Below are 26,083 nucleotides of genomic sequence, written 5' to 3'. Positions count from 1 at the left end.
TTTAGATAGGGGTTATTAACCCGAATTACTGACCGTATTATTGCTTTAAAAAGTAACCGAAAACGGTCGTTGGCTATTAAAGGGATCAGTGAAATCTCTTTAGCTGGAATTTTAGGGGAAGCTGGAGATTTAAGTGGATTCGCCCACGGTAATTCTCTACTTCGTCATGCAGGGTTACATCTTTCCGAGGCGAGCTCTGGTAAATGGAAAGGTCAGATTATCATTTCTAAACGTGGGAGATCCAGACTGCGGCGTTTCTTATACCTAGCGACGATGTGCCTTGTCATGAATAACCCTGAGTTTAAAGCGTTGCAAGCTAATAATGTTAAGGTGAAAAAAATAAAGAAAATGAAATCAATTATAAAATTGGTTGGTAAACTGGCTCGAGTATTTGTAGGCATAGCCAAACGAAATGAATCTTATTCCCCACAAAAATTACAACCTTTTTCAGCTCTAGCAGCCTAGTTTTTATTGAATAAATCATGCTTTACAGGTTCTCGAAGGGAACCTCACTTGAAAATAATTAATACTTTATTTTCAGCTTATCTTTTGTCGAATGTTTTCTTATTCGTAGGATTTCAAAGATGCACGGAGTACCAGATTTCTTGAACAGAAGGGCACCGACCCATTAGGTTAGCATAACTGGCCTCCACCCCTTGGATAGGCATGACGAAGGAATGAGAGGGCATATTTTTCGATGACCCGTTGAGACATGGGAGGGAAAGCCTCGATTATGTGCATTATATGGTAGAATATGGAGTTTCCTATTACTCCTTTATTTAACTATGCCTCCATGAAACCAAAATGATCTGAGCTCATTGCTTTTAACCGTTAATGTATTTTCAAGGGTTATGAAATCCTGCGAATAAGTGAGCATTCGAGAGATATAGCTATCATACTGAGGGAGTTCAAGAGTGCTATTTGACCTTTTTTTAACAATTGGGCCATATTCTTGAATAAGGGTAATGCAATTTTTTAAACTCCTCATTTTTGTTTTAAGGGTAGCAATTTACCAATATAAAAATGGTTTACATCCCATAAATACCCTATAATTGGGGCAATACGAAAAATAAAAAATAGATGGGAAGAAATCCAAAATGAATACTATTAATGACATGATTATGAAGATTTCGTCTGTATTTTCTCAGTTAGAAGAAGTGGAAGGTGTTGTACTCTCTGGCTCTCTTTCAACAAATACCCAAGATGAACATTCTGATATAGATTTGTATATTTATAGTGATCAAGAAATCCCTACCAGCACTCGCAAAAAATTGTTAGAACCGTTTTCGGATTATATGGAGATTAATAACCAGTATTGGGAAACAGAAGATGATGGAACGCTAAATGAACCCAATATTGGTATAGAAATTATATATAGAAATTATGCTTGGATTGAAAACGAACTTATGAAAACGGTAGTGAATTTCCAGGCTCAGGTCGGTTACACTACATGCTTTTGGAGTAATTATTTAAATTCCAAAATACTATATGATCAAAATGGTCAATTAAAGAAACTACAGGATAAAATTAACGTAGCCTTTCCAAAAGAATTAAAAGAAAATATCCTTAACAAAAATTACCCTTTATTACGAGACAGTGTTACATCCTACTATTGTCAAATCGAGAAAGCTCTAAAAAGAAAAGACTACATAAGTGTCAATCATAGGGTTGCTGCGTTACTTGCAAGTTACTTTGATATCTTATTTGCGATTAACGAGTTGCCACACCCTGGAGAAAAGAAGTTAATTAAGATCGCACAAAAAACATGCAAATATCTCCCAGACAAGATGGAAGAAAACATAATCATGATTCTTAGCAACAATACCATAACACTATTAAGTGATATAAATGATCTGGTTGACAATTTAGATGATTTGTTAAAAAGTAATAACTTATAACCTTATCCAGCTGAAGTTCCAGTCCATAAATAATCAATACAAAGAAAACAACCTGGCTGTTAAAACCGAGAAACGATTGAGTTTAAAGCCAGCTAATAGAAGCTTCATAGTTATTCCATTATCGGGCGCGATTCTTTAATAAGAATCGCTTTTCTTATAGAACTAACGGGTGCGTTAGTGCCATAAGATGGCCGCCAATTGGCGGCATTTTTAAAGTATGATTCTTTCTATAGTCGAATATAGATGTAGGAAGCAAACTGAACAAAAGAAAAAAATTAAATATTCCTGGTAGTACTAATAATTTCCTCAATTTTAAAACAGAGAGGAGTATGATAATGGAAAATAACCGAGTAAAGAAAATGTACGATTACCATGTTTGGGCTAACCAACAAGTGTTCCAGCACTTGAAGCAACTACCTGATAAGGTTTATAACGAGACTGTTAAAAGTGTTTTCTCATCTATTTCAAATGTTCTGATGCATCTTTATGCAACAGATATTACCTGGTTGGAGACGATGAAAGGAAGCAGCTTCCATGATACTGTAAGAGAAGTTGAGCGTCGAAAGTCAATAGTATCGGGAGTGTCGATAGATGAACTCGAAGCGTTCTATGATAGTCTTTCAGAGGAATTTCACAGTTTTTTTGCAGAGCAAAAGAATCTAGAACAAATCCTCATTACTGAGCACCCTCAATATGGGCGTATGGAGTTCATACTTGCCGACCTCATTCACCATGTAGTAAATCATGGAACCTACCATCGCGGAAATGTGACGGCGATGCTTCATCAACAAGGTGAACAAGGAATACCAACGGATTTTGTATTTTTTCTCTTTAAAATATAACTTTTTGTGTTCTCGCCAGTAAAAAGCACTTCGATGGAAGAAAGATCACAGAAATGATAAAACTTTTTTATAAAGCTTCAAATCTTCTTTTACTATTGGTAATTTACTTCAATAAAGGAGTTGCTTTGGCAGCTCTTTTTCTTATGGCACTAAAGGGGCAGATTAGTTGAATAACAATTGAGCTATTACACCTCAAAAACTGGACTATTTTTCTTAAAATTAGGAAAGATAACTTCTGAGGTGAGTTTTATGAAAATGCTATATAAATTGATTATTACCATTCCGATGTTGTTTTTTTGTTCAATTCAAGGATACGCACAACCTAAAGAATGTCCTGTGTTAAGTGAATTAGAGAAAACATCGATTAAGGATAAAAAAGAGGTAATAAAAGCGTTAAATACTTTAATACCAAAAACTTATGGAACTGGAATAGATGATTTTTCTGACATATATACTAAGTGGGATGTAGTAACTGCCAAACCTTTTCCCGAAACAGTTGGCAATAAAGATGAAGAAGACTATTTTGGAATGGCAAAGACCTTTTGTGGCAAAGAAATTGCTGAAAAATCATGGCCTGTACGTTTAGATTTCCCCAAAGCACCTGGAGCTAGCTTAGGCCAAGGTCAAATATTTTTAGCTAAAAGTAAGGAAAAAGGATGGTTTGTTTGGTTTCAATACCATTAAACTGCTATTCCTTAAAGAACTAACAGGTGCTTTACTTCAATAAGTGAGTTGCTTTGGCAGCTCTTTTTTTATGGAACTATCGGGTCAGTTTAGTTGAACAAGGATGTTCTATGTTCGTAACCGAATATTGATATATATGAGAAAGATTGAAAGGGGAAACTAATATGATAATCAGAGAGGCAACGTTGGCTGATGCTGAAGGTATAGCAAAAGTACACGTTGATAGTTGGAAAACTACATATGCGAATATCATTCCAGACGAATACTTAAATAATTTGATTTATGAAGGACGAGAGCAATTATGGAAAGAGAACATTACTAATAGCGATGTATTTGTAGCAGAAAACGAGGAAGGAAAAAGTCCTATGTGACTGTTACAATGTATGATAATCAAATGAGAGCCCAATCAAATTATACGGCCTCTTATATTCGAATGAATGCTGCACATGAGATTGGTCATTCTATTAAAATGGCACATGTAGCGAAAGCCTATAATTCTGTTATGCCACAAGGGTGGAGAACAATACCTTCAAGTCTAACAAGCTATGATTCAGGTGAAGTCACTAAAAAATGGCCATTTTAGGGGAAACTTATGAAAAAGATATTATTGAGTACAGTATTAATAGGGATATTATTTTCTAGTGCATGTTCAAATGAAGCAAAAGAATTTGGTGAAAAAACAGATGAGACCGAAACAATTAGTGTAGGTGCAAATTACTTAGAATATGATGAAGAATCAAGTTTATTCAAAGAAACTGAACTTGTTGTTATTGCAGAAGTGAATTCAGATTTTGAAGAGAGAGAACATTTTGTTACGTATTTTCAATCAGAAACAGCTCAAGAAATAAACGAAATTGAAGATTATTACACAAAAGCACCAATTACAATTTAAAAAGTTTTAAAAACACCAGAAGGTTCTAATCTTGGAGAAAATAGTGAGTTAATGATTATTGAACTTATTTCTTTAATTGATCGTATTCTAACAACAGAACATTATAAAGAATTGGAAAAAGATAATACTTATGTTCTTTATTTAAACAAAAACACATATGGTGAATATAGTGTGATTAATATGAATAATGGACGTTTCAACCTAGATAAAGAAGAGGAATTTAAAGAAGAGGTTGAAAAAGAAGTAGCAGAGAAAGCGGTAACAACTGCTAAAATAGGAGCGCAATCACATGAACATTTAGATAAGCATACTGATGTAGAAAAAGTAGAAATTCACGATACTATGAAAGATGATGTTCTAAAAAAATTCGCAAAAGAAATTGAAGAAGTACAAGAAAATAAATAAGGGTCCTCGTGTTTCTTATTGGAATCTATACAACTAAAGATAAAAATTTGATTATGTACCAATAGGCTTTGCTCTATTGAGATTGTGAAGTTTCCTACTTAAACTAACGGGTGCTTTACTTCAATAAGGGAGGTTGCTGAAGCAACCTTTTTGTTATGCAACTAAACCAGCTAATAGTTAGTCAACATTTTTCAATGAAAACTTAAAATATTTCATGCTATACTAAATTTGTGCATGCTAAATAACCTTCCAATGAACTATATTTGGAAAGTTTTGTGCTATTTAGTTATACTTTTAAACTAGGTTAGATCTTGGAAAGTCGAGTTATTTTGTAATAGTGCATAAATCCATTGTAGAAGCTTATTGGCACATGCTATCACAGCTACTTTAAAGGGCTTTCCTTCTTCACGTTTCTTATCATAGAACTCTCGTAATCTCTTGTTCCGAGGGATGATTTCATCTGTCGTTTTCTTCTTGCGACAATCACGAATGGCACAACGAACTGCCATATATAAGGCATGTCGTAGTCTACCAGAACCTCTTTTGGTAATCCGATTTACTGAGCCTTTAAATTTACCTGATTCAAAGATACTTGGATCAATTCCGGCAAATGCCACTAGTTTTTTAGGGTGATTAAACCGATCAATCTCTCCAATTTCAGAAATAATCGTTGTAGCGATTTTTTCACCGATACCAGGGATGGATTGGATAATCTTATATTCTTCAATTTCTTTTGCCAAAGCATTTATCTCTTCTTCAAATTTGGATAAGTGCTTTTGGTATTCTAGAAGCATTTTTATATACATCTCTAGGCTTAAAATGTGACTCTGATATAAAGTTCTCTGAAAAGGATTTCGAGCTGAGGCAGCCATAAGTTTCTCTGCCTGTGTATTCGCCCACTTTCTAGAACGACTTGGACAAAGTTCATTAATCCTATTTGCTACAGTTTCTTCATCGACTGCTGATATGTCTTCAGAAGTAGGGAATTCTAATAGAGTAAGCAAAGAAACAACCGAATACAAATCTCCAAAAACCCCTCTATATTCAGGAAATACTTGATCAAGAACAGCCTGAAACTGTAGTTTTGTTTGTACATAGATACCTGTTATATTTGCATGTTGTCTTGAAAGATTACGAAGATTTAAGAGTTGTATCCCTCGTTTTTTATAAGGCTCTAAATCCTCTTTATAGTACAGCTCGCAGAGGTGACGTGCATCGATTAAATCTGTCTTTACTTTCCGTAAACTAGAGCTCTTCGCACGATAAGAAATGAGTGGGTTAACGATAATTAATAAGTAACCTCTCTCCTCAAAATACTGTACAACGGGCGTATGATAATGCCCAGTAGACTCTAAAACGACCGGAGGTCGAATTCCTGTTACGTTTTCTATCTCTCTAAGATATTGGTGTAAGCTCTCTAGTCCTTCAATGGTATGTGCTACTTTAAAACTTCTTTTATAAGGCTTCTTTTTATCCAAGAACGCTTGAACCTGACTTTCACCTTTAGCTACATCCAGACCAACCACTGGATTCATTTTTTATCTCCTCCAAAAACATAATATTGCCGGTAACCCCTAATCCTTCTTGCAGTATCATAGCTTCGCTTGTTATACGAGATCTTGGTCCCAACCAGCCAAATCATGTTTAAGCAAGTAGGGGGCGAACTGTTTAGTTGACGGGGTCCAAGCCCCACGGGCAGGAACGTTCTACCCCGGCTACCGTTATCATATATCGATATAAAAATTGTTCAACCAGAAATAACTGGCTGACCTTTATAATACGAAAGGGGCAGGATAGTTGAATAAGAAAAAATTGCAATGTATAACAATATAAAGTTCTTCTTAGTGTAAAAAGACAATAAAGTTATTTAATTTAAAAAATCTAAAACAAGCATAACCCCGTTCTAAATTTAGGACGGGGTTAAAATATAGTTGTTTAATTTTCGATATAAGATACTTCACTGTACTTAAAAATATAACAATAAAGTCGTTTAAAAATCTAAGTTTTATTCAACATTAGCACCATATTCTGGAATAACTAAAATGTAGACTAAGTCCTCAAACCACTGCATAATCTGAGATTAATCAACCCGTAAGCTTAATAATTTTCAAGTTTAAATCATTAAATAATACATCAATGCTAACGACTGCTGAATCATCATCAGTTGGAATATTAATATCAAATATCCATGGATTATTATCAGCATCTCAAAGACTAAGTAATCGTGCTCATTATGTAACTGGGTATTTTCACCAAGATGAATGTCTACAATTTCAAACATTATGGTAAATAATGAAAATGGATAATTAATAATATTAAATAATAAATTAATATTATTGATTTTTTGGATTAAAAAATTTAAATTTTATTATTTATATTTTTAATTACTTGTTATATAATCGAATCAACTAAAAGGAAGGAATTTCATTATGGCTTATAAAGTAATCACAAATTGTCCTGTCTGCAGTAAAACATTGAAAATTACAAAGTTGCAGTGCTCTCATTGTCACACTACGATTGAAAATGAGTTTGAATTATCTAAGCTGGCATCCTTATCAAAGGATCAGCTTCATTTTGTGGAAGTATTTTTAACATGCAGAGGGAATATCAAAGAAGTTGAAAAGGAACTGGGGATTTCGTATCCAACGGTTCGAGGCAAGCTAACAGACATCATTTCATCCCTTGGATATGTGCAGAAGAAGAAAAATGAAGTAGACGAGAAAAAAGTTGTCACCATGTTGGAAAATGGCGAAATCACACCAGAAGAAGCCATTAAGCTCTTAAAAGAGGAATAGGGAGGTATTTATCATATGAAAGAGGAAATTACAAGAGTGTTAACAATGGTTCAAGAAGGGAAGATTGATGCAGATAAGGGATCAGAACTGATCCAGGTATTAAAAGAGAAAGAAGAAACAGGTAATAAGCTTTTTGAAAAACCGACTAAATTTTTAGATAAAAAATTAAAAATTCGTGTTGTATCAGCCGAAAATGATAACGTCACGGTCAATTTGCCTATAAAACTTGTCAAGGTAGTATTAATGGCTGGACACAGCATCGCAGCGAGTATTCCTCAATCGGAAAAATACATTAAAGATATAGACATAAGCCTTATTATTGAAGCAATCGAAAACGAATTAGATGGCCAAATTGTTGATATTAAATCGGCAAACGGGGATACCGTTTCGGTCATCATTGATTAGTGATTTGCTTATGATGCATGTAAAAGTGAAAGCAAAAGACGTTCGGTTTACCATCCCAATTCCATATGCTATTTTAAACATTGTTATTTCAATTTTGTCTTCAAAATTTTTTCAGCAAAATGCAAACAAATGGACAAAAGACCACTTCGAAAGAAAAAAACTGGACTTTACCTTTCCACTAATAGACAAAAAAACGCTAAAGCCTATCGTCAAGGAACTGAAAAATTATAAGGGGATCGTGCTAGTAGATGTCAAAGCTAAGGACGGTACTGAGGTTAAGGTTAGACTATAATTTATTATAGAATACACCGACCACTGACTGGCATTTTGAAGAAAAAGCCTAATTTCTCGCTACAATACCGAGAAAATTATAAAAAAACAATAAAGTTATTTAATTTTAAATGAACTATTCTTCACTAAATTTGTGAAGTGTCACTTCTACTTAACGAAATAGACTTTATAATCAGAACTGAAAGTATAATTCACTTATAAATGAATTATACCGACTCACATTGTGATAAATTGTATTACTTCAATAACAAGGGTTGCTGCGGCAGCCTTTTTCTTATGGCACTAACGGGGCAGGTTAGTTGAACAAGTTATAAATTGAATAGTTTAAAGTTATAGAGCATTTCTTCGTAATGAGGAATGCTTTTTTATATTTTTTTAAAATGAAAGGATATTTAGGTAACAATAATTATATAATAAAAAACAACAATGTTTTATTGTAAAACGATAAAAAACGTGTTAAATTAAATTGACAATAAATAAGTGAGGTGCTTTTTATGAAACGAGGAACAACACTCTTTTTAAAGATAGCTGTTATTCTTATTGGAATTCCAGTTCTTGCTTTGTGCATATTTTTGGTGCCTGAGATAGCGAAGTTTGCAGCAGAATTGTATCCGGATATGACTTATATCAAATATCTCGTATTAATCGATTTGTATGCATCGGCGATACCATTTTACTTTGCTCTATATCAAGCTTTTAAACTTTTAAGCTATATTGACAAGAACAAAGCTTTCTCGGAATTATCTGTAAGTGCTCTAACAAAAATAAAATACTGTGCAATCACAATCAGTATCTTGTATGTGGTAGGTATGCCGCTCTTTTATCTCATAGCGGAGCTGGACGACGCCCCAGGTATCATATTAATCGGATTGGTCATTATTTTTTCTTCAATGGTGATTGCAGTCTTTGCTGCTGTTCTTCAAAGGCTTTTACAAGAAGCCATCGATATAAAATCAGAGAATGACTTAATAGTCTGAGGTGAATAACATGGCAATTATAATCAATATTGATGTGATGCTGGCTAAAAGGAAAATGAGTGTTACAGAACTTTCTGAGAGGGTTGGAATAACGATGGCTAACCTTTCTATATTGAAAAACGGCAAGGCAAAAGCGATTCGATTATCAACTTTAGAGGCGATTTGTAAGGCTTTAGAATGTCAGCCTGGAGATATTTTAGAATATCGAAATGATGACGACACCCAAGATTAAAAAAGAGGAACAAAAAGAAAAGGGGAGTTACTCATGAATTTAACCATTAAAAAAATGGAGGCACTAATCATGAGAGCACTAAAACAACTCGTTCGTTTTGGTTGGGAGCAGGCCCTATCATGTTTGTTTCCTGCCGTTATTTTTGCCTCGTTGGCTTTTACAAAACTTATGCCGCTTCCCTTTCTGCCACGGTATGACTGGCTGCTCATCATCTGCCTTCTGATGCAGTGGTGGATGGTGCGTTCTGGGCTTGAAACACGGGACGAACTAAAAGTTATCACATTGTTCCACCTTATTGGTCTTGCTCTTGAACTTTTCAAGGTACATATGGGCTCATGGTCTTATCCAGAGGAAGGATATTTCAAAATTTTTGGAGTGCCTTTGTATAGCGGATTCATGTACGCAAGTGTAGCGAGTTATCTTTGCCAGGCGTGGAGAAGGTTAAAGGTTGAATTGGTTAAGTGGCCACCGTTTTTGGTAGTTGTACCTCTTGCAGCTGCGATTTATTTAAATTTTTTCACCCACCATTATTGGATTGATATTCGTTGGTGGTTGTCTGGACTTGTCATTATCGTCTTTTGGCGATCATGGGTCATATACGAGGTTGCTGGAACTCGTTATCGTATGCCAATCGCACTTTCTTTTGTGCTCATCGGATTTTTTATATGGATAGCCGAAAATATCGCAACGTTCTTTGGAGCTTGGGAATATCCAAACCAAACCGATGCATGGAGTCTCGTTCATCTAGGAAAGGTAAGTTCATGGCTCTTATTAGTCATTGTTAGTTTCCTTATAGTAGCGATGTTAAAGCAGGTTAAGGGGAAAAATTCCACTAGAACCGATGCTAGTCAATTTTTATAACTGTTAAGAACCCTCTTTTAAAAAAGTTGGATCCTTAGCATAGTAAAGAATTCGACTTTTTTTAGGTTGAAGTTCTCCTAGCGTACAAAATTCTGAATAAGATAAATTGGAAAAAGCAACTTTCGAATTGTTGCTTTTTTCTTCTTATGGAACTAGAGAGGTAGTTTAGTTGAAGAAGCTTAATGTAAACGCACAGTTAATGACGTTTGTTTTCACAGTATGACTGTATGGATATGTGCTGTACAGTCTCTCTGTTTAAACGTACTGCGAAGCAACTAAATGTTCTATTCCAGCTAAAATTTCTCTTGATTATAAATATACCTAAAGTAAAAAAATGGTATAAATGGTCGTCGGCAGGTATAATAAAATTATCTTAAAGCAAAGGGGTTGTGCCTTATGAGTCAACGAATCTCCTACAATGATGTTGCACCCGATGGTATGAAAATTATGATGGATATGGAGAAGTACACTAAAAACTCTTCTATTAATCGAACTACTAGAGAGTTGATCAAAATTAGAGCTTCTCAAATTAACGGTTGTGCCTTCTGCATCAATATGCATACATCCGATGCTCGTAAGATGGGGGAAACTGAACAAAGAATTTATTGTTTAAATGCCTGGGAAGAATGCGATTTTTATTCACCTGAAGAAAAAGTTGCTTTGGAACTTACTGAGCATATTACCTTGATACCAACAAAACGAGTTCCTGATGACTTATACAAGCGTGTCCGAGAACATTATGATGAGAAACAATATGTTGATCTAGTTCTTATTATTAATCAAATAAACAGTTGGAATAGAATCTCTATTGCAATGGGCAATACAGCAACTAAGAGTTAATTTTCTTAACGAACATCCTATGGTGTTCGTTTTTTCATTTATTTTGTTGCATATTTTGTGTCAACTCTACAATTGGTCTTATAGAACTCCCTCAGTTTAATAGATAATGCTCACGAATACTCGCTTATTCGCAGGATTTCAAACCACATGGTATAGGTTGCTTTAAATGAACGAAAGAGATAGGATCGTTTTGATAAGATGAGGGCAGGTTGAAATAGGGGATCCATTGAGAATCCCATATTATTACATATGCTGCACGCATTTTCCACGCTGCCCCTGGAGGCTTTCCCTCCCATGTCTCAACGGGTCATAATCCTATGCCCTTTCATTCCTTCGTCATGCCTATCCAAGGGGTGGAGGCTGGTTTTGCTAACGGAACGGGTCATTGCCCTTTTGTTCTATATATCCAGTACTTCGTGCTTTCTTTGAAATCCTACGAATAAGCCAACTTTCGTAAAAACAATGTGAATGTAAATTTACGCTGCTAGTTGTTCAAGAGGGAATACCATTTCCGGTTTATAGACAGAGCCATTACGAGCAATCCCTACTAGGACACGGGCGAGTTTTCCACATAGTTTCATGATGGATTTCATTTTCTTAATCTTCTTCACCTTAACATTGTTCGAGTGTAGGGCTTTAAACTCAGGGTTATTCATCACCAGACTCATGGTCGCAAGGAAGAGGTAACGCCGCAGGCGTGATCTTCCACGTTTGGAAAGAACAATTTGGCCTTTCCACTTCCCAGAGCTTGCCTCAGCGAGATGCAATCCTGCATGACGAAGGAGCGCATTCCCGTGAGCGAACCCACTCAGATCTCCAGCTTCTCCTAAGATGCCCGCCAGTGAAATTTCGCTGATTCCTTTAATGGCAAGTATTTGCTTAACGAATGGAATCTGTTCCAAGACGTTTGTGACTTCTTGCGTCACTCTTTCGAGTTGGGATGAAGCGAGATCATATTCCTCTAATAACTGTTCCAAGTGAAGTTTATACGCATCAAGGGCTTGTTTCGTACCAATTGAACGCTTGGCCAATGTAATCAGGGAACGGGCTTTTTTATGCCCGGAATGTCGCTTCATACATGATTTCCACCCGTTTACGATATCTTGAGGCTGTAAGGAACATATTTCAGCTGGGGTAGGAAAGAGGCGTAGGGTTGCGATTGCCCCTTTACATGATACGTCTTTAAACACTTGCCGGAGCTCGGGAAAGACAACATCCACCCAGCGATTAATCTGGTTGATGGAGCTAACAAGGCGCTTAACGATCACATCTCGGTTGGCGATAAGGACACGAAGTTTTTCAAATGATTCTGAAGTGGAACGAACGAAGGCATAATAGCCATTCTTCACCATATCAGCGATGACAAGGGCATCTTTTTTATCACTTTTGGATTGCGTATTATCACGATTTTCTTTGTTTCTTTTGACATGGTGAGGATTGACCGTAACGACATCAATGTTTTGTTTGACTAGCCACTTTGAAAGGTTTATCCAATAATGACCGGTAGGTTCCATTCCGACTATCGTGGTGTCTAGGTTTTTCATGTGTTTTAGTTCCTTGATCCAATTTAGTAATCTAGTAAAACCCTCTTCGCTATTTTCAAAAGACAAAGGTTTCCCGATCACAATGCCTCGATAGTTTACAGCACGGGCCACGTGTACGTGTTGGGCGATATCCACACCAACAACTAGATGTTGATCCGTAATTCTTTCAATCAGTTGATTTTGTTTGTTTTGCATTTTAAAATTCATAGTAGGGCTTCCTCCTTAAGACTTTGAGTTAGATTGGACACTATACTCGTATCTTACTGAGGGGCTCTATTTTTTTCAAACCTGATATTTAACGATCTACAGGAATGCTAACGGGTGCTTTACTTCAATAAGTGAGGTTGCTCTCAATGTTAGGGTGGATAATTTAATGGTTCGAAATTTACATTCATCTTTTAGGAGGACAGGCCTTTGACTTTTAAAAAAATCTTCGTAGGACTCCTGGTTATATGGAGTCTTGCTGCTTGTGACAACGAACAAGAACAAGTCATAAAAAATGAAAAGGTAGATGTAGAGCAAAAAAATGAGGTGAAAGATTCTACACAACAAGAGGATGTACCCTCTTACGAAGCACCCAAGTATCATATATATGGTGGCTGGATGAATGGTGGATCTTATATACTAATCAAAAGTGATGGTGACGGTGGTGAGGGTAGATCCAAGTTCACATTAGAAAAATTCACTAAAACGGGAAAAGATACAATCATAAAGCATTTCCAGTTATCAGAATCTACTGGATCAAAACTAACCGGTATAATATCTAGCAAAGAATCAAACAAGACTTCTTTTCTAACGCTAGAATTAAATAAAGAAAAAACCGAAATAACTGTCACGTTGCCAAATGGAAAACCCGTTACATATAAAGAAGCAGAAATAGATCCGCAAGAATTTAATCCCGATTATGAGTGGGAAGAATGAAACCACAGTAAAAGACACCTCCGGAACCGTAGGAGTCGAACCCACACAGAAGGTATTTAGACCTCAGTTCTACCTTTAAACTATGTCCTTAGAAAGACAGCTATAACTACTGACCAACTGAGTGGAATTAAAACAACAATAGGAGATACAAAAATGTGGTTAAAAGTGGGGGCAGCGATATTAGCAATACTGGGTTATTATGTGGTTAACTTAATTATCTTCATTTTTTAATAAATAAATGTTGGTTAATTACCAATTGTACCAAACTACAACTCCTAATATGAAGATTGGGACGCAAGCCATAAATACTCCGTAAAAAGAAAGTTCAAAGTCCTCAGGGTTTCCCATAAAAGTTCTTAGACCTGCTCTATCCAATGCAGTTTTTTTTATTTTATGTTTTTCCTCTTCATTTTTACTCATATATGCATCCGCCTTATCCAATATTTGTTATTATGATTTTAACATATATATACATTTTAAAAAAATGCATTTTATTTTATTAGTCTTATGAATACACGATCATTTATTATATTGAGTTCTTCTACAGAGCGATTATTTAATAAGGTTAGCTTTTCTTATTGAGCTAAAGGGACATTTTAGTTTTAAAAGGAAATATTACGAAAATATGGAAACGTCATTTATCAAACACTGTAAATACAGTACAGATGTTAATGACACTATTATTTATTACTGCTGTTATTGGTTTATATAGCTTACTTATGTTTTTTCAAACTAAGAAAAGTAATACTTTTTTATTGCACATGTAATTTCCCTTCGTCATTTTCATTTTTTCATAATTCCACCTATTCCAACAGGCCCACGGCATATGAGTTTTCTTTACCTAGCGGTATGTTCAAACACTGATTTAATTTGACTTTTTTGTATTGTCCTGAAAAAAGTTGATAACTTTAAAAAACTATATTTCTAATAAATGTTGAAAATAAAAGTAGAAGATACATATTCGAGGCTTAATAATCATATTTAGTAACGATTGAAGGAAAATGAATTTTGGAGGCCATGATAATGAATGAAAAAGATTCTAAACAGACGCAAGCTTTATCAGAAGAAGACTCTAATGAAAGAAAAAAGTTATATAGAGACCTCTCCAAACGGACTAATGATGAGTCAGCTAAACTTCATTCACAGACAGTCGGCTCTAGAGGACCTGTACTGGAACAAGATAATGTACTCCACGAGTCCTTACAAGAGTTTATTCATGAAAAAATATTAGAAAGACCGGTTCATGTGAAAGGATTTGGTGCATTTGGTTATTTTCAAACGATATATTCGATGTCCGAATACACAAAACTGAACTTTTTACAAAATCCTGATCATAAGGTACCTGTTATGGTTCGCTTTTCATTAGCTGTCAGTACGAAAGGAACACCTGATACTTCCAGAAATGTACGTGGTTTCGCTACAAAATTTTATACAGAAGAAGGTGTTTTTGACCTTTTATGTAATCATATCCCCGTCTTTTCTGTTCGTGATTCGATACGTTTCCCAGAATTTATTAAAGCATTCTTACCTTCACCCAAAAATAACTTAATTGACCCTGATAGATTTTGGAGCTTTGTAGCAAGAGCACCCGAATCTATTCATTTTATTGTACGTCTCTACTCTGACGCAGGTACAGTAAAAAGTCTTCGTCACATACCAGGACATAGTGTGAATACATATGTTTGGAGAAATGCTCAAGGTATTAGAAAGTATGTTAAATACCATTGGTATCCATTTGAAGGTGTACAATACATTGGTCGCAAGGAAGCAAATAGACTAGCCGCTGAAAACCCTGATTATGCTGGTAAAGATCTATTCGATGCTATTGCGGGTGGTAAATCAGTGGAATATGGCTTATACGTTCAGCTCATGGATCCTGCAGATGAAGCCCATCTTTCTTATGATCCTTTAGACGATACAAAAGTATGGGATGAGAAAGAATACCCTCTTATACCAGTAGGGAAAATGGTATTAAGTAAAAATCCTGATAATTATATGGAACAAGTAGAAAAAGTCGCCTTCTCCCCTTCAAATTTACTTGACGGTGCAGAATTATCTGATGATAAAATACTGCAGGGCCGAGCCAATATTTATAATGATTCTCAAAGAAGAAGAATTGGGCCTGAATTTCGAAAAGTACCAGTCAATCAACAGCAAGACTGGACAACGGCTAACCAAATTACAAGTGGTGATGGAAGATATGTTGAAGGAAAACTAGAAAGAACTTCTATAACAAAGCATGATGATTTTATGCAGGCTGGTGAATTCTATATGAAGTTAACTCCTATAGAAAAAGAACATCTTGTAGAAAATTTGGCTAGCGACTTGATAGTCATATCCGATGATATTAGAAAGAAAGTTATGGAGTATTTAAATAAGGTATCATCTGACTTGGCAAAAAGAATTGAGATACAACAAAAAAAACAATAAAGATATAAAAATTAAAATTTGGTTATTATTAATGAACAGTAAAATTTGTATATAAGGTTTTAAAAAATAATATTAATTTTTAAATAGAAAGAAAAAAGAAGCTTTGCCGTTAATTAACCTGCCCTATAGATTGGGGTGCCCTGCACTTCGACAATGATCTACAAAACCAGGATGCCTTTCAAGGCGCCACACTTATGAATACTGCTAAATTAGGCTCAGTCTTAGGACTGAGTTTTTGTGGTGTTTTTGAAAGAAAACAGAATTCATCAATCATCACGAACTCTCCCTCTCTAGTATTCTGTCGACAAAATCTAGTAAATATCGGGAGTGACAGGCACCGATTTTAAGTTTTTCTAATTTCTTACCTTAGCGTGGTGACGGGCGGCTCTGGTACTTATTACTTTAGTCATCTTAAATAGAATGTTGGATGTAAAGCTTCTGTAAATTGAGATTTACAAAAGCTTAGTGTTGGAATTATGTTTGCTTAATATTTGTTTTGTATATTCATAGTGTGAAACAAAATAAAAACAAACATATTTAGGGGGAAAACGACAATGTCTTGGAACCGTAAGTGGAAAACAGGAATAATCGGTGCAATGACTATTTCAATGTTAGCAGCATGTTCATCAAATAATAATATTAAAGAATCAAGCGCAGGAGAAGAAGCAGATTATAACAAATTGACATTGACACAAATAGAAGACAAGGCAAAAGAAGAAGGCAAAGTTAATTCAGTTGGGATGCCGGATACTTGGGCAAACTGGGTGGAAACTTGGGATGAGTTGGGCGAAAAATATAATGTGCAACATACTGATACAGATATGTCGAGTGCAGAAGAGTTAGCAAAATTTGCAGCTGAAAAAAATGATGCAACAGCTGATATTGGTGATGTTGGAATTGCCTTTGGACCTATTGCAGAGGAACAAGACTTAACGATTCCCTATAAAACGTCCTATTGGGATGACATTCCAGATTGGGCGAAAGATGATAACGGAGACTGGGTAGTTGGCTATACAGGAACGATGGCAATTATTACAGATAAGAATAACGTAAAAACGGTCCCGACTTCTTGGGAAGATATAAAAAATGGTAATTACACAGTTAGTATTGGTGATGCGTTAACAGCAAACCAAGCACAATTTGCTATATTAGCAGCTGCTTATGCTTTCGGTGGAGACGAAAAGAATATTCAACCGGGTATTGACTTCTTTGCAGAATTAGCGAAACAAGGTCGTTTATCTGCTGGTGATCCTAGTGTTGCTAATCTAGAAAAAGGTGAAATTGATGTTGCTTTACTTTGGGACTTTAATGCACTGGGTTATCGTAAACAAGTTGATGAAGCACGATTTGACGTAACGATTCCAGAAGAGGCATCTGTTACATCTGGTTATGCCACAATCATTAATAAATATTCAAAAAAACCGCATGCTGCTATGTTGACTCGTGAATACATTCTTTCAGATGAGGGTCAAGAAAATTTAGCAAAAGGGTATGCACGTCCAATTCGTGAAAATGTTGAATTATCAGAAGAAGTTCAATCTCTTCTATTACCGGATAACATGTATAAAAATGCCCAACCAGTTGGCGATCAAAAGGCTTGGGAAGAAACAACGAAACAAATTCCTCAAATGTGGCAAGAGAAGGTGTTAATCCATGTCAAATAATCGTTTAATTATGATCGTTGTGGATGCGTTGCGTTTTGATACAGCGTGTTCTCATATGGGTTTTATGCAACATCTCGTTGAACAAGGAAAGGTCGCGCGTTATGAAGTGAAATCGGAAGTCCCTTCTTTATCTCGGCCACTATATGAAACGATTTTGACTGGAACGCCACCTTTAGTCCATGGAATTGTTGGCAATGGAGTCGTCCGCTTATCAACACAAGAAAGTCTGTTTCATTTAGCAAGACGCAGCGGGAAGAAAACCGCTGCAGCTGCTTATCATTGGGTAAGTGAGCTATATAATCATGCGCCATTTCGTCCTGGAATGGATCGAATTCAATTAGATAAAGATGCCCCTATTGAAAATGGTCTGTTCTACTTTGAAGATCATTATCCAGATAACCATTTATTCGCAGAAGCTAGGTGGCTCGTTTCAGAAAAGAAACCAGATTTCATCTATATTCACCCGATGAATGTAGATGATGATGGACATAAATTTACAGCAGATTCTGTTCAATATCGAAATCGCGTTTTAGCTACAGATGCCTTATTGGCACTTTCGTTGCCAGAATGGATGGAACTTGGATACAACATTATCGTGACAGCCGATCACGGAATGACAAGCGATGGAAATCACGGTGGGAATACAACTAATGATCGCCATGTTCCGTTATTTATTGCTTCGAATAAAGTGAAGCCGGTTGTTCAGGATCAAATTATCTCTCAGCTACAAGTGGCGCCACTTGCTTGCCATTTACTCGGAATCGATCCATCAGAAGCGATGGTCCCTCTCATCATACCTGGGGTCTAGTCAATTAAATAAAGGGAGACATCATGATTATGAATGGAAAAAAAAGAGTACTTTTCATACTAGTCCCGTTCGCTTTGTTGATGACGTTTTTTTTTCTCGTACCACTCTTTTACATGTTGATGAGTAGTTTTTCAAATAGTGAAGGGTTTACGTTAGAACATTATCAAGAAGTGTTAACAAGTTCTTATATTTTACAAGGGTTTAAAAACAGTTTAGCTTTGTCAGTCGTTTCAGCATTCGTCGCGTTAGTCGTTTCCTTGTTAGGTGTGTATGCGATGACGTATTTTCCTGAACCGGTCCGTGAACGGTTATTGATTTTGTCCAACTTGACTTCCAACTTCGCGGGTGTACCACTCGCTTTTGCATTTATCGTCTTACTTGGAAATAGCGGTCTCTTTACATTAGCGCTTGATTCGTTCGGCTGGGATTTATCTTTTTCTCTTTATAGTTGGTCAGGGCTGTTGCTCATTTATATTTACTTTCAACTCCCGCTTTCAATCATGCTTTTATATCCGATTTATTACGGTATTCAGCAACAATGGAAAGATGCCGCTGCGTTATTAGGAGCTTCTAAATTTACATTTTGGAAAAAAATCGGACTGCCTATTTTATTTCCTGGTATTGCGGGCACGTTCACTATATTGTTCGCTAATGCGATAGGTGCATATGCATCTGCTTACGCCTTAACAGGGAGTAATTTTAACTTAGCGGCAATTCGTATCGGGGCACTCATTACGGGGGATATTTTTGCTCAACCAGAATTGGCGAGTGCCATTGCTGTTTTACTTGGTGTGATCATGATTATCGGGATGTTACTTAGTGAATGGCTCACCAAGAAAACGAGAAAGGATTTGTCAGAACGATGAAAAAATTTACAATCGTCATCCTCATTCTGATCGGTGTATATTTAGCCCTACCAATTCTAGCGACCGCTTTGTATGCATTTTCAACGGAATGGAATAAAACCATTTTACCGGAAGGATTAACGTTGGAATGGATTAAGACTTTATTTCAAGATGCAAGATTTATAGAAGCGTTCGGACGATCTGTTCTTCTTTCAGGTAGTGCAGTTTTCATTTCTATATTATTTATTGTGCCGGCGATTTTCGTGATCGTATTATACTTTCCATCGTTAGAAAAGTGGTTCCAGGCAAGTGTTGTGATGGTATATGCTTTCCCTGGTGTTATTTTAGCAGTTGGTTTAATTCGGTTTTATTCAGGAACTAGTTTACCGATGATCCTCGCTGTGCTCGGGGTATATGTCATTAGCGTGCTTCCATATATGTACCAAGGAACACGAAATAGCTTACGGAATGTTCAAGGCCGTCAATTAATGGATGCAGCGGAATTACTAGGCGCTTCAAAAATGGAAGCTTTCCGGAAAGTGTTGCTTCCATCAGTTTATCCAGGATTATTTGTTTCAGCGCTATTATCATTCTCTGTTTTATTTGGCGAATTTGTTTTGATAAACCTCGTTGTAGGTTCTCGTTTTGAAACGGTTCAAATTTATTTAATGTCAAAATTAAGTACAAGTGGTCATGTTGCGAGTGCGATTGTGTTCGTATACATCGTGTTGATGGGTATTTTGACGCTAGTAATGGCGACATTAACGAAAAGAGCGAAAGGAATGACACGCGCATGAGTTACGTAGTGTTAAAAGACGTTTATAAACAATATCAAGATACAAAAGTTCTTTCTGGAATTGATATGAACATTAGAGATGGCGAATTTGTCACGTTACTTGGACCAAGTGGTTGTGGGAAAAGTACAATCTTGCGTATATTATCTGGACTAACAGATGCGACTGGCGGTCAAGTGATGATTGATGGGAAAGATATGAAGAAAATTTCGCCGAAAAACCGCAGAGTAGGTATGGTATTTCAATCATACGCATTATTTCCGAATATGACCGTATATGAAAATGTTGCGTTTGGAATAAAGATGCTCAAAAAACCAGAAAATGAAGTGGGAGAGCTAGTAGGGAAAATGTTAAACCTCGTTGGTTTACAAGAGAAGAAAGAGGCGTATCCGCATGAACTTTCCGGTGGTCAGCAGCAACGTGTCGCGCTTGCTCGTTCTCTCGTTGTTCGTCCGAAAGTATTGTTACTTGATGAACCGTTAAGTGCGCTTGATGCACAAATTCGTAAACATCTACAAGTCGAACTTCGAGCGATTCAACGTGAACTGGATATGACGATGATTCTTGTTACACATGACCAAGAAGAAGCGATGTCTGTTTCCGATCGTATTTTCGTCATGAATAATGGAAAGATTGCACAAGAAGGAACACCATCTGAAATCTACACGCATCCTAAAACCGAATTTGTTGCCAATTTTATAGGACGATACAATGTTTTTTCAAAAGAGCAGATAGGAAAATTAATTGGAAAAAATGTAGCGTTATCCGCAGATAAATATGCGATACGTCCAGAATCTATTCATTTACAAGCTCAGGTCTCCTCTTACAAATTAAGCGCAATTGCTGGCGATTCTATTATGAATGGAAATGTGATCCGTACAACTTTTCATGCGGACAATAAGCAATTTACGACTGAACAATTGCATCATCGTGCCTCTGCATTTGAAAAAGGTATGGAATATCAATTATTCGTAGAACCAGAGGATGTAATCGCCTTATCATGAATCAATTAAAGGAAGAACGCCATCGTTTAATTATTCAATGGGTGAATGAGGAGAAACGCGTATCAGTTGCAAAAATGGCAAAGAAGTTTTCTGTTACACCAGAAACGATTCGTCGAGACTTGACCGAGTTAGAAGAACTGGAGCAGATAACTCGAGTGCATGGAGGAGCAGTTCTATATACAACATTAGAAAAAGAACAAGCTTACTTACGGAAGCTTGATATCAATCGTGCAGAAAAAGAACAAATTGCATTCGAAGCGATATCACGTATTGAAGATGGTGATACGATTGGCATCGATGTTGGAACGACAACATTTCATATTGCCGATTTAATTCAAAATGTTCAAAATTTAACTGTTGTGACAAATTCAATTGCAGCAGCAGATCGCTTTAACCAAGCGATTGAAGAGAAGCGTGTGACGGGCAAGGTTATTTTGTTAGGTGGATTTACGAACCCTGCGCAATCCTCTGTCTCGGGTGCAATGACGCTAGAATGGTTAAGTCATATGCATATGGATAAAGCGTTTATATCCTGCGGTGGAATTGTTGGAGATACAATCTATGATTATGATTTAGATGAGTCACTCGTTTCAGCTAAAATGATGGCAAGAAGCAAGAAGAATATTTTACTTGTAGATTCATCAAAAATAGGTATTCCGTCTTTCTTTTCATTTGGTGATGCGAGCCATTTTGATGAAGTCATTAGTAATCAGCCTTGTCCGAAGGAATGGAAAGAATGGTATAAACGTTGGATTATCGCAAAAAGGAGTGGATCAGAATGTTAATCGATTATCATGTACATCTAGAAGAAGGCCCGTATTCGTTTAATTGGCTTGAACGTACGGCAAAAGCCCTTGGACATTTTCAGCCAAACGAAGTGCAAGAATACGGCTCGAAAGAAAAAATTGAGTATCAAGTGAATCAGTTGCAAAAGCGACTGAATGGTGGTTGTTACGGCGAAGAGTGGCTTGATTTATATTTAAAAAAAGCGAAACAAATCGGAATGAAAGAAGTAGGTATTGTCGATCATTTGTATCGTTTTAAAGAAACAAAAAATTATTTTGAAAAGGCGTTAAATCTTGATCCGAGCGATTCAATTGGTGTATTACAATCGTATTGGATAAAAAATGTCATGACAGAAAAAATGGATGAGTTCGTTGAAGCGATTGTAGCAGCAAAAAAACGCTGGGAAAAAGAAGGTGTCTCATTAAAGTTAGGAATTGAAGCGGATTATTTTGTCGGGCAAGAAGAGGAACTAGAAGCACTCTTAGAAGGAAAACCGTGGGACTATGTGATTGGTTCTATTCATTATATGGATGGCTGGGGATTTGATAACCCACAAACCGCATCTCACTTTGAAGAATATGATTTAGAAGAGCTGTACACTCGTTTTTATGAAACAGTTGAAAAAATGATCCGTTCAAACATGTTTGATTTTGTTGCACATTTAGATAATTTAAAAGTATTTAATTTCAAAGTAAACAATGAATCTTTTAATCAAAAATGGTATGAACGCATTGCTGTCGCACTAAAGGAAACGAATACCGCTACAGAGGTGAATGCGGGTTTATACTATCGCTATCCGGCCAAAGATATGTGCCCATCCATTGATTTTCTAACGACAATTGTTAACGAAGGTATTCCGATTACCCTTTCTTCAGATTCACACTATCCAGATGATCTTGGAAAATATGTTGCAGAGAACAAGAAAATGTTGCAGCAATTAGGTGCCTCACATCTAGCAACCTTCCATCAAAGAGAAAGAAACTTAGTGCAGATCCGGTAAAATGGGTCTTTTTTTGCCGCCCCCTGGAGCGAGATGCACGAATTTTGCACACGCCGAATGGGTGAAGATCCAGCGACTTCAGCTACAAATTGCAACAAAAACTATCGAATGTCAGCCCATTAGGACTGCTTAGTGTATCTGCGAACTTTTCCGAAGGCAGGTTGGAGGAAAAAGGGGAGCTTGATCATTATATAGGCGTAGCCTCAACGAGGGAGTGCCCAGATAACTTAACACTGCTTGAAGTTGATGCATATATATGGGCGGTATTCGAAGCAGTCGGACCTTTTCCTGAAACACTGCAAAATGTATGGGGACGTATTTATTCCGAATGGTTTCAATCCTCTAACTATGAACAAATAGAAGGTCCAGAAATCCTTTGGAACGAAAAAAAAGATGTAACCTCACCAACATTTAGAAGTGAAATATGGATTCCTGTTTTGAAAAAGTAAGCATAGGCGAAAGATTTATGCGAAGAGCTGTTTCGACAGCTCTTATTTTTTTACTCAACTACCAGTTACTTTACTTCAATAATGGCTAAGGTAATCTTTTTTATTATGGAACTATCGGGGCAGGTTAGCATTCCTGTAGATAGCTATTTTTTGATTTTGAAAAAAATAGAGCTCCTCAGTAAGATATGAGTGTAGATACCATTCTAACTCAAAACCTTAAGGAGGAAGCCCTAATATGAAGTTTAAAATGCAAGACAAACAAAATCACCTAATACTTAATGAGCAAGGCAAGTATTAGTCCTGTGAGGAAGAAACAATATCACTCTCATCTCATCCATTTAAAGAAAAGGTTTCCTTTACGATAATACCTTTATTGAATTTTTTCATACGAGATTAACGAAGGAAGTAAAGCCTTAAAAGAAAGTAAATGGTAATTGAACATCTGGCAATCTGGCATTTTCATGTTTAAGACTTCTGACTGAGACAAAATGAAAGTCACTAAATTTGGAAGCAGGAAGGAATGATCTGACGTGAAGGTAAACAGAAAACTACACCAAAAAAATCCAGAGTGACACACTACTCTGGATTTTAATATTAAGATACTTGTTCTAGATTTTTATTATTGGCAGGAGGGTGGAATTGACCTTCCCATTTAGAAATAACGATTGCTGCAAGTGCATTACCTACAACATTCACTGCCGTACGACCCATATCAAGAATACGGTCAATACCAGCAATAAATGCTAAGCCTTCAATTGGAATACCGACGGTGCCTAGTGTTGCCAAAAGGACGACGAAGGAGACACCTGGTACACCTGCAATTCCTTTAGATGTAATCATCAACACTAGCATTAAGGTAATTTGCTGCATGATGCTCAAATCAATTCCATACATTTGAGCAATGAAAATGGCTGCTAATGCTTGATATAACGTAGAACCATCAAGGTTGAAAGAGTAGCCTGTCGGAATTACGAATGATGCAATATGTTTTGGACATCCGGCCTTCTCCATTTTTTCCATGATTTTTGGGAGGACGGATTCCGAACTAGCTGTTGAAAATGCTAAAATTAACTCTTCTTTTAGAAGCTTAATCAATTTAAAAATACCAAACCCTACTACTTTAGCAATAATTCCAAGAACGACAAGTACAAAGAAAAGCATTGTTCCATATACTGAAAGCGCTAACTTACCTAAAGGAATTAATGACGCCAAACCGAATTTAGAGATTGTTACCCCTATTAGTGCAAATACACCGACTGGAGCGAATTTCATAATCAAGTTGGTTAAGTAGAACATCCCTTCTGCCGTACCTTGGAAGAATCGAAATACCGGTTTACCTTTTTCTCCAATTGCGGCAATACTAACGCCAAATAATACAGAGAAGAAAATAATGGCTAGCATATCGCCTTCTACCATCGCTTTAATCGGATTCGATGGTACGATGTGAACAATTGTATCTACAAAAGATTCATGCTGCTTAGTTTCTGCTGTATCTACATAACTGGATATATCTGTTTGTTCAAGCTGGTTCATGTTTATACCAGCGCCCGGCTGAAGTAAATTAGCGGAAACCAGACCAACAAGAATTGCTATTTGCGTTACTACCACAAAGTATAAAAGTGATTTGGCACCAATTTTACCTACTGATTTCAAATCGCCTACCCCTGCAACGGCAACAATCAGACTTGAAACAATGATTGGTACAACAATCATTTTAATCATGCGTAAGAACATATCTCCCAATGGTTGTAAATAGCCTTGGGCAGTCTCATTACCATAAAAAATGGCACCAACAATAATCCCTAGAATTAATCCAATGAATATTTGGCTAGCTAAACTTAATTTAATTTTCTTCATTTACTTTCCTCACATTCCATAAGTTCTTTGATGTAAAAACATTTTGTCTCGTAAGGGATACAAGTTATTAAATAGAAAGAAAGTGAATTTTATTTTTTGAAAATTCTGTCTTTATACCGAAAGAAAAGACACTTCATTTGTCGATTCCTATTGGCGTGACTATTCATACATGTTCCCTTTAGACTCTGACGAGGTTAGCTGTCGGGTTAGGAATTGGAAACACAAATACCCTATCATCTCTGAATTCACCCCTAGCGGAAAATATCAGCAAAATGGTTTCCCCGTTCTATTAATAAGATTAAGAGAACCAACTTATAATAAAAATATTAATCTGTAAATATTTATTATAGGATTTAGGGGCACGCCATCTTTCTCTACGATTATAAAAATTCATCCTCTTTTTTAGAGTGGGCTCATTGAAAATACGATGATTCAAATGATATTAATACATGAGACATTTAAAATCTTTTTAAAATCGCAAGTTTGATATAAAGTTTGGTAATCTTTGAGATATGTGTGTGGTGTAAATCCCCATTTACGCTTCCTCTTTTACCAATTTCATCCTCCTTTTTTAATCTATGTAGTTCTATTCAGTGATTATAAAATACTTCCTTTCTTCCTTATTTTTAAGGGATGAATCAATAATGTAACATTAAAATGAAGCGCTTACAATAATTATTTAAAGAAAATTCGGGAATATAAGACTTTTTTCGACATTTTTCGATAATTTCCATACTGAGCACACACCACCATTATTGTTCTCAATATAAACACTTAATTATTTTTATATATCGGATAGTTCCTACATTTTTCAAGGTAAACTTGATTGATTTTCAGCCATAACAGTTCCCTTTTTTCA

Annotated in this window: 27 protein-coding genes, 3 pseudogenes and 1 riboswitch; of the genes and pseudogenes, 25 read left to right on the top strand and 5 right to left on the bottom strand. The window is 36.2% G+C overall.

Features of this window, described 5'->3' with window-relative positions:
* Positions 1–60 precede the first annotated feature (60 nt).
* The 8 genes and pseudogenes from RE409_RS17140 to RE409_RS17105 all read left to right on the top strand — a co-directional run.
* Positions 61–465 (top strand): annotated as a pseudogene (locus RE409_RS17140) (IS110 family transposase); the annotation flags it as partial.
* Positions 466–1,097: 632 nt separating this feature from the next.
* Positions 1,098–1,898 carry a nucleotidyltransferase domain-containing protein gene (locus tag RE409_RS17135; protein ID WP_201223898.1) on the top strand — a complete coding sequence of 267 codons (801 nt, stop codon included), beginning with the start codon at positions 1,098–1,100 and terminating at the stop codon, positions 1,896–1,898.
* Between the two features lie 335 nt (positions 1,899–2,233).
* Entirely contained in the window at positions 2,234–2,740 is a 507-nt protein-coding gene (locus tag RE409_RS17130; protein ID WP_201223900.1) for a DinB family protein, read from the top strand.
* A 249-nt stretch (positions 2,741–2,989) separates the two neighbouring features.
* Positions 2,990–3,424, top strand: coding sequence for a hypothetical protein (locus tag RE409_RS17125; protein WP_309557834.1), 435 nt, complete (start codon positions 2,990–2,992; stop codon positions 3,422–3,424).
* Between the two features lie 164 nt (positions 3,425–3,588).
* Positions 3,589–3,783, top strand: a pseudogene (locus RE409_RS17120) (GNAT family N-acetyltransferase); the annotation flags it as partial.
* Positions 3,784–3,791: 8 nt separating this feature from the next.
* Complete coding sequence (locus RE409_RS17115; RefSeq protein WP_201223904.1) at positions 3,792–4,007, top strand: hypothetical protein; 216 nt, start codon at positions 3,792–3,794, stop codon at positions 4,005–4,007.
* A gap of 9 nt (positions 4,008–4,016) precedes the next feature.
* Positions 4,017–4,316, top strand: a complete 300-nt coding sequence (locus RE409_RS17110) for a hypothetical protein (protein ID WP_201223905.1) — start codon at positions 4,017–4,019, stop codon at positions 4,314–4,316.
* A 51-nt stretch (positions 4,317–4,367) separates the two neighbouring features.
* Positions 4,368–4,721, top strand: coding sequence for a hypothetical protein (locus RE409_RS17105; protein ID WP_201223907.1), 354 nt, complete (start codon positions 4,368–4,370; stop codon positions 4,719–4,721).
* 299 nt (positions 4,722–5,020) lie between these two features.
* On the opposite strand, the gene RE409_RS17100 is transcribed toward RE409_RS17105, so the two are convergent.
* On the bottom strand, positions 5,021–6,256 hold the full coding sequence (locus tag RE409_RS17100; RefSeq protein WP_116821653.1) for an IS110 family RNA-guided transposase: 1,236 nt from the start codon (positions 6,254–6,256) through the stop codon (positions 5,021–5,023).
* A gap of 578 nt (positions 6,257–6,834) precedes the next feature.
* Positions 6,835–7,002: a hypothetical protein gene (locus RE409_RS17095; RefSeq protein WP_201223908.1), complete on the bottom strand. Its 168-nt coding sequence runs from the start codon at positions 7,000–7,002 to the stop codon at positions 6,835–6,837.
* 148 nt (positions 7,003–7,150) lie between these two features.
* Between RE409_RS17095 and RE409_RS17090 the strand changes: the two genes are divergently transcribed.
* The 7 genes from RE409_RS17090 to RE409_RS17060 all read left to right on the top strand — a co-directional run bounded on the left by RE409_RS17090 (position 7,151) and on the right by RE409_RS17060 (position 11,122).
* Positions 7,151–7,516: a DUF2089 domain-containing protein gene (locus RE409_RS17090; protein WP_018393054.1), complete on the top strand. Its 366-nt coding sequence runs from the start codon at positions 7,151–7,153 to the stop codon at positions 7,514–7,516.
* Between the two features lie 15 nt (positions 7,517–7,531).
* On the top strand, positions 7,532–7,921 hold the full coding sequence (locus RE409_RS17085) for an SHOCT-like domain-containing protein (RefSeq protein WP_201250734.1): 390 nt from the start codon (positions 7,532–7,534) through the stop codon (positions 7,919–7,921).
* 10 nt (positions 7,922–7,931) lie between these two features.
* Positions 7,932–8,213: a hypothetical protein gene (locus tag RE409_RS17080; protein ID WP_201223914.1), complete on the top strand. Its 282-nt coding sequence runs from the start codon at positions 7,932–7,934 to the stop codon at positions 8,211–8,213.
* 493 nt (positions 8,214–8,706) lie between these two features.
* On the top strand, positions 8,707–9,189 hold the full coding sequence (locus RE409_RS17075; protein ID WP_201185492.1) for a DUF2975 domain-containing protein: 483 nt from the start codon (positions 8,707–8,709) through the stop codon (positions 9,187–9,189).
* A 10-nt stretch (positions 9,190–9,199) separates the two neighbouring features.
* Positions 9,200–9,421 carry a helix-turn-helix domain-containing protein gene (locus tag RE409_RS17070; protein ID WP_201185490.1) on the top strand — a complete coding sequence of 74 codons (222 nt, stop codon included), beginning with the start codon at positions 9,200–9,202 and terminating at the stop codon, positions 9,419–9,421.
* Positions 9,422–9,490: 69 nt separating this feature from the next.
* Positions 9,491–10,282: a DUF817 domain-containing protein gene (locus RE409_RS17065; RefSeq protein ID WP_201187922.1), complete on the top strand. Its 792-nt coding sequence runs from the start codon at positions 9,491–9,493 to the stop codon at positions 10,280–10,282.
* Positions 10,283–10,678: 396 nt separating this feature from the next.
* Positions 10,679–11,122: a carboxymuconolactone decarboxylase family protein gene (locus RE409_RS17060; RefSeq protein WP_201223916.1), complete on the top strand. Its 444-nt coding sequence runs from the start codon at positions 10,679–10,681 to the stop codon at positions 11,120–11,122.
* A 476-nt stretch (positions 11,123–11,598) separates the two neighbouring features.
* Here the strand turns inward: RE409_RS17060 and RE409_RS17055 are convergent, their stop codons facing one another.
* The gene (locus RE409_RS17055) at positions 11,599–12,873 is read right to left on the bottom strand and encodes an IS110 family RNA-guided transposase (protein WP_309557833.1); all 1,275 of its coding nucleotides are present in this window, start codon (positions 12,871–12,873) and stop codon (positions 11,599–11,601) included.
* Positions 12,874–13,080: 207 nt separating this feature from the next.
* On the opposite strand from RE409_RS17055, the gene RE409_RS17050 reads away from it, so the two are divergent.
* Entirely contained in the window at positions 13,081–13,587 is a 507-nt protein-coding gene (locus tag RE409_RS17050; RefSeq protein ID WP_201253666.1) for a hypothetical protein, read from the top strand.
* A 249-nt stretch (positions 13,588–13,836) separates the two neighbouring features.
* On the opposite strand, the gene RE409_RS17045 is transcribed toward RE409_RS17050, so the two are convergent.
* Positions 13,837–14,007: a hypothetical protein gene (locus RE409_RS17045; protein WP_201250737.1), complete on the bottom strand. Its 171-nt coding sequence runs from the start codon at positions 14,005–14,007 to the stop codon at positions 13,837–13,839.
* A gap of 603 nt (positions 14,008–14,610) precedes the next feature.
* On the opposite strand from RE409_RS17045, the gene RE409_RS17040 reads away from it, so the two are divergent.
* The 9 genes and pseudogenes from RE409_RS17040 to RE409_RS17000 all read left to right on the top strand — a co-directional run.
* Positions 14,611–16,017 (top strand): catalase, encoded by a 1,407-nt coding sequence (locus tag RE409_RS17040; RefSeq protein ID WP_201250738.1) that lies wholly within the window; start codon positions 14,611–14,613, stop codon positions 16,015–16,017.
* Between the two features lie 554 nt (positions 16,018–16,571).
* Positions 16,572–17,681: an ABC transporter substrate-binding protein gene (locus tag RE409_RS17035; RefSeq protein WP_201185480.1), complete on the top strand. Its 1,110-nt coding sequence runs from the start codon at positions 16,572–16,574 to the stop codon at positions 17,679–17,681.
* Positions 17,671–18,489, top strand: a complete 819-nt coding sequence (locus RE409_RS17030; RefSeq protein WP_201223928.1) for an alkaline phosphatase family protein — start codon at positions 17,671–17,673, stop codon at positions 18,487–18,489. The genes RE409_RS17035 and RE409_RS17030 overlap by 11 nt, the downstream gene beginning before the upstream one ends.
* Positions 18,490–18,518: 29 nt before the next feature.
* Positions 18,519–19,355, top strand: coding sequence for an ABC transporter permease (locus tag RE409_RS17025; protein WP_201250739.1), 837 nt, complete (start codon positions 18,519–18,521; stop codon positions 19,353–19,355).
* The gene (locus RE409_RS17020; RefSeq protein WP_201223930.1) at positions 19,352–20,131 is read left to right on the top strand and encodes an ABC transporter permease; all 780 of its coding nucleotides are present in this window, start codon (positions 19,352–19,354) and stop codon (positions 20,129–20,131) included. Before RE409_RS17025 ends, RE409_RS17020 begins: the two co-directional genes overlap by 4 nt.
* Entirely contained in the window at positions 20,128–21,132 is a 1,005-nt protein-coding gene (locus RE409_RS17015) for an ABC transporter ATP-binding protein (protein ID WP_201223931.1), read from the top strand. Before RE409_RS17020 ends, RE409_RS17015 begins: the two co-directional genes overlap by 4 nt.
* Entirely contained in the window at positions 21,129–21,917 is a 789-nt protein-coding gene (locus tag RE409_RS17010) for a DeoR/GlpR family DNA-binding transcription regulator (RefSeq protein WP_201185471.1), read from the top strand. The genes RE409_RS17015 and RE409_RS17010 overlap by 4 nt, the downstream gene beginning before the upstream one ends.
* On the top strand, positions 21,911–22,918 hold the full coding sequence (locus RE409_RS17005) for a histidinol phosphate phosphatase domain-containing protein (RefSeq protein WP_309557832.1): 1,008 nt from the start codon (positions 21,911–21,913) through the stop codon (positions 22,916–22,918). The genes RE409_RS17010 and RE409_RS17005 overlap by 7 nt, the downstream gene beginning before the upstream one ends.
* A 95-nt stretch (positions 22,919–23,013) precedes the next feature.
* Positions 23,014–23,367: pseudogene (locus tag RE409_RS17000) on the top strand (GyrI-like domain-containing protein); the annotation flags it as partial.
* Between the two features lie 594 nt (positions 23,368–23,961).
* On the opposite strand, the gene RE409_RS16995 reads toward RE409_RS17000, so the two are convergent.
* A complete protein-coding gene (locus RE409_RS16995; protein WP_201185466.1) occupies positions 23,962–25,224 on the bottom strand; it encodes a cation:dicarboxylate symporter family transporter in 1,263 nt (420 codons plus the stop codon).
* A 167-nt stretch (positions 25,225–25,391) separates the two neighbouring features.
* Positions 25,392–25,539, bottom strand: a riboswitch (cyclic di-AMP (ydaO/yuaA leader).
* Between the last annotated feature and the right edge of the window lie 544 nt (positions 25,540–26,083).

This window comes from Peribacillus sp. R9-11, from assembly GCF_031345095.1.
GTDB lineage: Bacteria > Bacillota > Bacilli > Bacillales > DSM-1321 > Peribacillus > Peribacillus butanolivorans.
The sequence above is the reverse complement of the archived record's forward strand: the minus strand, read 5'-3'. Positions and strand labels throughout refer to the sequence as shown.

Coding starts and splice junctions, on each gene's coding strand:
- RE409_RS17135 (WP_201223898.1), top strand. CDS start 1,098: ATGAATACTATTAATGACATGATTATGAAGATTTCGTCTGTATTTTCT.
- RE409_RS17130 (WP_201223900.1), top strand. CDS start 2,234: ATGGAAAATAACCGAGTAAAGAAAATGTACGATTACCATGTTTGGGCT.
- RE409_RS17125 (WP_309557834.1), top strand. CDS start 2,990: ATGAAAATGCTATATAAATTGATTATTACCATTCCGATGTTGTTTTTT.
- RE409_RS17110 (WP_201223905.1), top strand. CDS start 4,017: ATGAAAAAGATATTATTGAGTACAGTATTAATAGGGATATTATTTTCT.
- RE409_RS17105 (WP_201223907.1), top strand. CDS start 4,368: ATGATTATTGAACTTATTTCTTTAATTGATCGTATTCTAACAACAGAA.
- RE409_RS17100 (WP_116821653.1), bottom strand. CDS start 6,256: ATGAATCCAGTGGTTGGTCTGGATGTAGCTAAAGGTGAAAGTCAGGTT.
- RE409_RS17095 (WP_201223908.1), bottom strand. CDS start 7,002: ATGTTTGAAATTGTAGACATTCATCTTGGTGAAAATACCCAGTTACAT.
- RE409_RS17090 (WP_018393054.1), top strand. CDS start 7,151: ATGGCTTATAAAGTAATCACAAATTGTCCTGTCTGCAGTAAAACATTG.
- RE409_RS17085 (WP_201250734.1), top strand. CDS start 7,532: ATGAAAGAGGAAATTACAAGAGTGTTAACAATGGTTCAAGAAGGGAAG.
- RE409_RS17080 (WP_201223914.1), top strand. CDS start 7,932: ATGATGCATGTAAAAGTGAAAGCAAAAGACGTTCGGTTTACCATCCCA.
- RE409_RS17075 (WP_201185492.1), top strand. CDS start 8,707: ATGAAACGAGGAACAACACTCTTTTTAAAGATAGCTGTTATTCTTATT.
- RE409_RS17070 (WP_201185490.1), top strand. CDS start 9,200: ATGGCAATTATAATCAATATTGATGTGATGCTGGCTAAAAGGAAAATG.
- RE409_RS17065 (WP_201187922.1), top strand. CDS start 9,491: ATGAGAGCACTAAAACAACTCGTTCGTTTTGGTTGGGAGCAGGCCCTA.
- RE409_RS17060 (WP_201223916.1), top strand. CDS start 10,679: ATGAGTCAACGAATCTCCTACAATGATGTTGCACCCGATGGTATGAAA.
- RE409_RS17055 (WP_309557833.1), bottom strand. CDS start 12,873: ATGAATTTTAAAATGCAAAACAAACAAAATCAACTGATTGAAAGAATT.
- RE409_RS17045 (WP_201250737.1), bottom strand. CDS start 14,007: ATGAGTAAAAATGAAGAGGAAAAACATAAAATAAAAAAAACTGCATTG.
- RE409_RS17040 (WP_201250738.1), top strand. CDS start 14,611: ATGAATGAAAAAGATTCTAAACAGACGCAAGCTTTATCAGAAGAAGAC.
- RE409_RS17035 (WP_201185480.1), top strand. CDS start 16,572: ATGTCTTGGAACCGTAAGTGGAAAACAGGAATAATCGGTGCAATGACT.
- RE409_RS17030 (WP_201223928.1), top strand. CDS start 17,671: ATGTCAAATAATCGTTTAATTATGATCGTTGTGGATGCGTTGCGTTTT.
- RE409_RS17025 (WP_201250739.1), top strand. CDS start 18,519: ATGAATGGAAAAAAAAGAGTACTTTTCATACTAGTCCCGTTCGCTTTG.
- RE409_RS17020 (WP_201223930.1), top strand. CDS start 19,352: ATGAAAAAATTTACAATCGTCATCCTCATTCTGATCGGTGTATATTTA.
- RE409_RS17015 (WP_201223931.1), top strand. CDS start 20,128: ATGAGTTACGTAGTGTTAAAAGACGTTTATAAACAATATCAAGATACA.
- RE409_RS17010 (WP_201185471.1), top strand. CDS start 21,129: ATGAATCAATTAAAGGAAGAACGCCATCGTTTAATTATTCAATGGGTG.
- RE409_RS17005 (WP_309557832.1), top strand. CDS start 21,911: ATGTTAATCGATTATCATGTACATCTAGAAGAAGGCCCGTATTCGTTT.
- RE409_RS16995 (WP_201185466.1), bottom strand. CDS start 25,224: ATGAAGAAAATTAAATTAAGTTTAGCTAGCCAAATATTCATTGGATTA.